Origin of the sequence: Actinomadura keratinilytica, assembly GCF_039539665.1 — a bacterium.
Taxonomy (GTDB): Bacteria; Actinomycetota; Actinomycetes; order Streptosporangiales; family Streptosporangiaceae; genus Spirillospora; species Spirillospora keratinilytica.
Window position 1 is genome coordinate 1 of record NZ_BAABDO010000191.1, and the last position, 7,438, is coordinate 7,438.

5 protein-coding genes and 1 pseudogene are annotated in these 7,438 nt (G+C 73.6%); 2 read left to right on the forward strand and 4 right to left on the reverse strand.

The features are described 5' to 3' along the window. Window positions 1–1,080, reverse strand: a 1,080-nt coding sequence (locus tag ABD879_RS31320; protein WP_345025380.1) for an FAD-dependent oxidoreductase, incomplete at its 3' end; no start/stop codon positions are given. Between the two features lie 102 nt (window positions 1,081–1,182). Further along, window positions 1,183–1,923 (reverse strand): GntR family transcriptional regulator, encoded by a 741-nt coding sequence (locus ABD879_RS31325; protein ID WP_345025381.1) that lies wholly within the window; start codon window positions 1,921–1,923, stop codon window positions 1,183–1,185. Window positions 1,924–2,266: 343 nt separating this feature from the next. Between ABD879_RS31325 and ABD879_RS31330 the strand changes: the two genes are divergently transcribed. Beyond that, on the forward strand, window positions 2,267–3,427 hold the full coding sequence (locus ABD879_RS31330; protein WP_345025383.1) for an FAD-dependent oxidoreductase: 1,161 nt from the start codon (window positions 2,267–2,269) through the stop codon (window positions 3,425–3,427). Between the two features lie 45 nt (window positions 3,428–3,472). On the opposite strand, the gene murA is transcribed toward ABD879_RS31330, so the two are convergent. Beyond that, window positions 3,473–4,774, reverse strand: coding sequence for a UDP-N-acetylglucosamine 1-carboxyvinyltransferase (gene murA / locus ABD879_RS31335; protein WP_345025384.1), 1,302 nt, complete (start codon window positions 4,772–4,774; stop codon window positions 3,473–3,475). A 147-nt stretch (window positions 4,775–4,921) separates the two neighbouring features. Here murA and ABD879_RS31340 point away from each other — a divergent pair, with 147 nt between their 5' ends. After that, the gene (locus ABD879_RS31340) at window positions 4,922–5,623 is read left to right on the forward strand and encodes a class I SAM-dependent DNA methyltransferase (RefSeq protein WP_345025385.1); all 702 of its coding nucleotides are present in this window, start codon (window positions 4,922–4,924) and stop codon (window positions 5,621–5,623) included. 486 nt (window positions 5,624–6,109) lie between these two features. Here the strand turns inward: ABD879_RS31340 and ABD879_RS31345 are convergent. Beyond that, window positions 6,110–7,013, reverse strand: a pseudogene (locus ABD879_RS31345) (integrase core domain-containing protein); the annotation flags it as partial. Between the last annotated feature and the right edge of the window lie 425 nt (window positions 7,014–7,438).

Below are 7,438 nucleotides of genomic sequence, written 5' to 3' on the forward strand. Positions count from 1 at the left end.
GGCGGCGACGGTGCGGGCGGCGCGCAGCGCGGGCGACTCGGCGAGCGCCAGCCGCACCAGCGCGCCGCTGCCGCGCAGCACCGCGCGGCCGACCGCGTGCCGTTCCTCGTGGTAGGTGTCCAGCAGCCCGGGCGGCGCCCAGCCGTGCAGCTCGGCGGCCAGCTTCCAGCCGAGGTTGGCGGCGTCCTGGATGCCGGTGTTCATGCCCTGCCCGCCCGCCGGGGAGTGGACGTGCGCGGCGTCCCCGGCCAGGAACACCCGCCCCACCCGGTAGCACGGCACCTGCCGCTCGTCGCTGTGGAAGCGGGACGTCCAGCGCGGATCGCGCATGCCGTGGTCGGTGCCGAGCGCCCGCCGCATCGTCGCGCGCAGCTCGTCGAAGTCGACCGGTTCGGAGTCGGGCGCCTGCCGGTTCCGGTCCCAGGCGATCGCCCGGTACCAGCCGTCGCCGAACGGCACCACGAACGCGAACGCGTCGCCGGTCGCGCCCACCGACAGCACCTCCCCCGGCGGGTCGTCCAGGCGCACGTCGGCCAGCATCACCGACCGCACGACCGAGCGGCCGGGGAACGGCAGGGCGAGGGCGCGGCGCACCGTGCTGCGCACCCCGTCGCAGCCGACCACGTAGGCGGCGCGGCGGATGTCGGTGCCGTCGGCGGTGCTGACGACCAGGTCGACGCCGTCCGCATCCTGCCGGACGTCCACCACCTCGGCGCCCTCGACGATCTCGGCCCCGGCGGCGCGGGCCCGCCCGGCCAGCACCCGCTCGGTCTCGTACTGCGGGGTGACCAGCACGAACGGGAACCGTCCGGGCAGCCCGGACAGGTCCAGGCGGGCGGACCCGGCGAACAGCGCCAGGCGGTCGACCCGGGTGCCGGTGGCCAGCAGCTCGTCGGCGACGCCGCGCGCGTCCAGCAGTTCCAGCGTGCGGGCGTGCACGGCGAACGCCCGGGTCAGCGACGACCCGCCGGCCCGGCGTTCCAGCACCGTGCAGCCGATCCCGGCCGCGGCCAGCTCGCCGGCCAGCATCAGGCCGGTCGGCCCCGCTCCAACGATCACCACGTCTCTGCTGGCAGGCATCGCGCCCTCCGGTCCAGATCGTCGACTGTGCCTGCGGCCATTCCCGGCGCCCCAGGGGGCTACGCACATCCCGGCCGCATTTGTCCGCCCGGCCGCGCGGGGTCAGCCGAGCTCGGCCCGGTGCGGGGACTCCAGGCCCAGGTGGATGCGGTAGCGGTCGGCGCGGTAGGTGGTGAGGGCGACCTCGACGCACGCGCCCCGGCTGAACGTGCGCTGCTGCACCAGGAACACCGGGCTGCCCGGCGCGATCTCCAGCAGCGCCGCCTCCCGCTCCCCCGCCGGAACGGCCTCGATGGTCTGCTCGCCGGCGTCCAGCACGATGCCGTACTCCTCCTCCAGCACCCGGTAGAGGGAGGCGTCCGGCGGGCGGCGCTCCAGCAGGCCGGGTGCGCGGGCGGCCAGGATGTGCGAGCGCTCCACCGCCATCGGCTCGCCGTCGGCCAGCCGCAGCCGCTCCAGCACGTGCACCTTGGCGCCGCGGTCGGCGCCGAACAGCCGGGCCAGCCGCGCGTCGGCCTCGACGGTGCGCCCGGCCAGGTCGACCGAGCCGGGCCGCATGCCGCGGGCGCGCATGTCCTCGGTGTACGACACCAGCTCCTTGGGCATCTGCACCTTCGGCCGGGCCACGAACGTGCCCTTGCCGGGGATGCGGCGCAGCCGGTCCTCGGCGACCAGCTGGTCGACCGCCTGCCGCACCGTCATCCGCGACACCCCGAAGCGGCGGCACAGCTCGCGTTCGGACGGCACCGGCGCGTCGACCGGCAGCCGCTCCTCCTCGATCATCTCAAGCAGGATGGCCCGAAGCTGGAGGTACTTCGGCAACGGCGCCGACGGATCGATCACACCCCATTCTTATCCGATCCGCCGCCCCCGGCCGGCCGCCTCGCGGGACCTCGCGCCGACAGGTGCGCCGGTCGGGCCGCGGCGCAGTCGAAAAGCGCGAACCGCCGGGAGGCGAGCATCACATCCGCGGTCTAAGGGGCCGACGTCCAGGTCCGCGTGTCCGACGCGCGCCGCGTGCTCGATGAACCGGCCGTCCCGGACCGGGGTTCCGGACGCACCGCAACGCGTGTCCACCCGATCCGGCCGAGCCCTCGCCTTGACCCCGGACCGCCCTCGTCCACATACTGAATCACCATTCACTGAATATTAATTCACCGAATCACGATTCGGAGGAGGCGGAGCCATGCATGTGATCGTGGCGGGCGGCGGTGTGGCCGGGGCGGCGTGCGCGGTCGCGCTGCGCCGGATCGGCGCGGAGGTGACGGTGTACGAGGCGTACGCCGACCCGGCCGGATCGGTCGGCTCGTTCATCAGCCTGGCCCGCAACGGGCTGGGGGCGCTGGAGACGCTCGGCTGCGTCGACGCCGTCCGGCGGGCGGGCTTCGAGGTCGACCGGCAGCTGATGTGGTCGGGGTCGGGACGGCTGCTCGGCGACATGCCGCGCGGCCGCCCGTCCGGCGACCCGGTCCGCAGCATCACGCTGATGCGCGGCCGGCTGGTGGAGGAGCTGCGCGCCGCGGCCCGGCGCGCCGGCGCCCGCATCGTCACCGGCGCACGGCTCACCGGCGCACGGCTCACCGGCGCCGAAGCCGTGCCCGGCGGCGTGCGGGCGACGTTCGCCGGCGGCCGCACCGCCGAGGCGGACCTGCTGGTCGGCGCCGACGGCATCTGGTCGGCCACCCGCCGCATCCTCGACCCCGGCGCGCCCGAACCGGCCTACGCGGGCTTCTACAGCGCCTCGGGGATCTCGGCGGGCGTCCCCGGCATCGCCCCGCAATCGTTCAACATGACCTTCGGGCGCAACGGCGTGTTCGCCCACATCGCGGTGCCCGACGGCACCGTCTGGTGGACGGCGCAGGTCAGCACCCCGACACCCCCGGCCCTGGACGAGATCGACCTGAAGACGGTCGCGCGGCTGTACCGGGAAGAGAAGATGCCCGCCGCCGTCCTGCAGGCGACGACCGCCTGGCACCGCCCGACCCTCAACCACGCCATGCCGGTCATCCCGGTGTGGCGCGACGACCGGACGGTGCTGGTGGGCGACGCCAAACACCCCGTGGGCTCCGGCCAGGGCGCGTCGATGGCGCTGGAGGACGCCGTGGTGCTGGCGACCGCGCTGCACACCGCCGGATCCGTCCCGCAGGCCCTGGCCGACTACGAGGCGCGGCGGCGCGCGCGCATGGCCAGGATGGCCAAGGCCGCCGGCCTCAACCGCGAGGCCAAGACGGCCGGGCCGATCGGCCGCCGCATCCGCGGCCTCGTGCTGCCGCTGCTGTTCCGGTACGGCTACGAGCGGGCCACCGCCTGGCTCTACACCGAGGCCCCCGGCCCGCTCCCCGTGTGAGGCGGCCCCACGGCCCGTGCGCCCGCCGGGCGCACGGGCTCGAGGTCAGCGGGGAGTCAAGTTGAGGCCCAGGGCGCGGAACTGCTCGACCGGCCGGTGGTAGCCGCGTTCGATGTGGTGGACGCCGCGCAGCCTGGAGGGGCCCTCGGCGACGGCCGCCGCGAGCACGGCCGAGAAGCCCGCGCGGATGTCCGGCATCGTCACCTCGCCGCCGCGCAGCTTGGACACCCCGCGCACGACCGCCGAGTGCACCGCGGCCGTGTCGTGGTACCGGCACGCGGGCCCGCCCAGGCAGGTGTCGTACACCTCGATCTCCGCGCCCATGCTCTGCAGCGCCGGCACGTACGCCAGGCGGTTCTCGTACACGGTCTCGTGCAGCACCGACATCCCGTCGGCCTGGGTGAACAGCACCATCAGCGGCGTCTGCCAGTCGGTGGCGAACCCGGGATGGGTGTCGGTCTGCACGGCCGCGGGCCGCAGCCCGTCCGGCGCCGACGCCATGATCCACTCGTCGGTGATCTCGAACCGGGCGCCCATCCGGTCCAGCGTGGTGATCGCGGTGACCAGCCGGTCCTGCGGGCAGCCGTGCACCCGCACCTCGCCCCGCGTGACCAGCCCGGCGACCAGGTAGGAGAACGCCTCGATCCGGTCCCCCGCCAGCCGGGTCCGCGCCCCGCCCAGCCGCGGCACGCCCTCCACCTCGATGCGCCGGTCGGGGGCGAACGCGATCCGCGCCCCCATCCGCTGCAGGAACAGCGCCAGCTCGACGATCTCCGGCTCGGTGGCGGCGCCCCGGATCACCGTCTTGCCCTCGGCGCGCACGGCGGCCAGCAGCACCGTCTCGGTGGCGCCCACGCTCGGATAGGGCAGGTCGATCCGCGTGCCCACCAGCCGCGTCGCGTTGGCGTGGATCCCGTCCTCGGCCACCTCCACCTGGGCGCCGAACGCCCGCAGCGCCTCCACGTGGAAGTCGATGGGCCGGCGTCCGATGGGGTCGCCCCCCACCAGCGGCACGAACGCCTCCCCCGTCAGATGCAGCAGCGGGCCGAGCAGCAGGATCGGAATGCGGTTCAACCCGGTGAACGCCTTCGGCACCTTGGGATCGGCCACCGCCCCGGGCACCACGGTGATCTCGTCACCGGACCGCTCCACCGCCATGCCGAGGTGCTGCAGCATCGCCGCGGTGATCTCCACCTCGCCGACCTCGGGGGCGTTGCCGATGGTGCTGGGCCCGTCCCCCAGCATCGCCGCCACCATGTGCTTGCTGACCGCGTTCTTCGCCCCGCGCACCGTCACGTCCCCACGCAACGGCCCGGAAGGCTCGATCTCCCACACCTTTTCAGTCACCTGAGCAGACTATGACCCGCCCCCGCGCCCACCAACCACACCGAGCGCGTCGCCACGCACTCGGCCTGCCCGGCCGAGCAAACCCACCACCCAGACCACCGAAAAACTCGTTCGCGTCCGATACGGGCGGACCGCCAGAATGCTCGGGTGCTGAGTTTCGCGGACTTCGACACACGCGGTTACCGGACGGTGGACGTCCGGACCGGCTACGGGCAGTGGGTGACGACGTACGACGACACGGTCGAGGACGTGATGGACATCGCGCTCCTGGAAGACCTGACCGAGCCGTCCTGGCACACGGTGCGCCGCGCCGCCGACCTGGGCTGCGGCACCGGCCGCACCGCCGCTTGGCTGCGCCGCCACGGCGTCTCCGCGATCGACGGCGTCGACCTGACGCCCGAGATGCTGGCCGTCGCGCGGTCCCGGCAGGTGCACGACCGCCTCCGCGAAGCCGACGTCACCGACACGGGGCTCGAGGACGCCGCCTACGACCTGGTCATCGCGTCACTGATCGACGAGCACCTGCCCGACCTGGGTCCGCTGTACGCGGAGGCGCGGCGGATCGCCGAGCCGGGCGCGCTGTTCGTGCTCGTGGTCTTCCACCCGCACTTCATCATGACGAGCGGGATGCCCACACACTTCACCAGCGCCTCGGGAGAGCCCATCGCCATCGCGACCCACGTCCACCTGTTCAGCGACCACGTCACGGCGGCGGTCCGGGCCGGCTGGACACTGACGGAGATGCGCGAGGGCGTCATCGACGACCGCTGGATCGCCCGGAAGCCCAAATGGGAACGGTTCCGCAACCACCCTGTCTCCGCCGCCCTGGTCTGGCGCAAGCCCAGCTGAGGAACATCCGACCCGCGTCCCCGACCGGACAGCGCCGCCACTGAGGTTGGGGCATCGGCCATACCGTGCCCCCATGCCCCCCTTGACTTCGATGCGGCACACCCAGCATCCGAACGCCCCCGGTTTGGAAACACCCAAAGGACGACCTCGCCCACGAGAGGCATGGCGCGCTTGCCTGTCACCACCGTGCCGGAGCCCCCGGCCAGCGCGCTGCTGCGGCCCCACCATGATCACCGGACAGCCTTGGGCCATGTTTCGAGGCAGGTGGAGCCATACGTTTCGGCGGTGATCTTCCTCGTCGTAGCGGGCGCCCACGGCCCAGTGGTGCGCGCTCGGCTCAGCGGGGGGCGCTGCCACGTCGTCACTCGAGCCGGTCGATGACGTTGCGGCGTCGGCGGAGCGGTCACGTCAGGAGCGGGTGGCCGCCGTCCCTGCCCGCTCGCAGATGGCGGCAGTGGTGCCACAGAGCCGCACAAGCGACGGGCGCCCCGGCTGTTCGGACAGGTTGGTGACGCGGTCGGCTGGGGTCCGGGCCGCGATGCCGGTGTGGGGTCGGTGGCGGTCGTACCAATCGAGCCGGTCGCCGAAGGCGGCCTGCCGTTCTTTTTGAGGCGTAGGGCCGGTGGTAGGCCCACTTTTTGAGCAGGGTGCGGTGGAAGCGTTCGGCCTTGCCGTTGGTCTGGGGACGCCAGGGCCGAGTCCAAACGGAGATGCTCATCTGGCGCAGGTGGCGCACCAGTGGTCTTGCTGTTGCGTGGCGCGGACCGGGAACCCGGCGCAGGTGGCCGCACTCTCATCGGCCATGCTCTCGGTGCAGGCGGCCGGGCGGGAGTGGTCGTCCAGCGCGGTGTGCGGATAGAGGTGGCCGCCGCCGTCGCGGTGCCGGTCAACACGGCCCGCGGCATGCCCCGAGGCATCTGTGCCCGGCCGCCGTCCGGGGGGTGCGGCCGGGTTTCTTGACGTCGATGTTGACCAGGTCGCTGGGGCGTTGGTGCTCGCAAGCGGCGGATGGGTTCGCCGGTGGCCCCGGTCGCATGCCGCCAGGGGCGGCAGTCGGTGGCGGACCAGGATGCGGTGTGCGGTGGACGGTGCGAGGCCGGTGCGGGCGGCCAGGCGGAGTGGGCCGATGCGGTGCGCCCGGCGCAGGGCGAGCACCTGCGCCTCGACGCGCGGCGGTGTCCGGTTGGGGCTGCGATGCGGGCGGCCGGGTGCGGTCGTGCATGCCGGCGGCGCCCGGCTGCCGGTAGCGGGCGGCCCACCGTGCGGTAGTCGTGTGACTGACACCGGTGCGTTCGGCGGCCCGCCGCAGCGGCCGGCCGTCCTCGACACGCACCGGGCCGGGCGCAGGCATCCGGCCCGGTGTCAACGGAGGGCCGTTGCGGTGGGGCACGAGGGCCTTCTGGACGTCGGTGGTAGATGTCGCAAATCCATACCGGAACCAGAAGGCCCTCTCGTCGTTCAACAACCGTCCAAGGCGTGTCGCCTGTCACCAACGTCCCCGAACAGCACACCTAGGCCGTCTCCTGTGGATCATGGTGGATCCGCAGCACTGCGGTGGCCCCGGTCCGGTGGTGCGCGCTCGGCTCGGCGGGGGCGCTGCCACATCCGTCTCCTGCTGAACCGGTTGGTGACGCTGCACTGTCGGCGGGGCGGGCGTCCACGACGGCCGGTCCCCCTGTCTGCTCGCGCATGGCGGCGGTGCCACAGAGCCACGCAAGCGGCGGGGCGACCCGGCTGCCAAGATCGGCCGGACAGGGCCTAGGCCACGAGCGGCACTCCCCCAGGCAACCACCCCGCAGCAGGCCTCACCCCCTC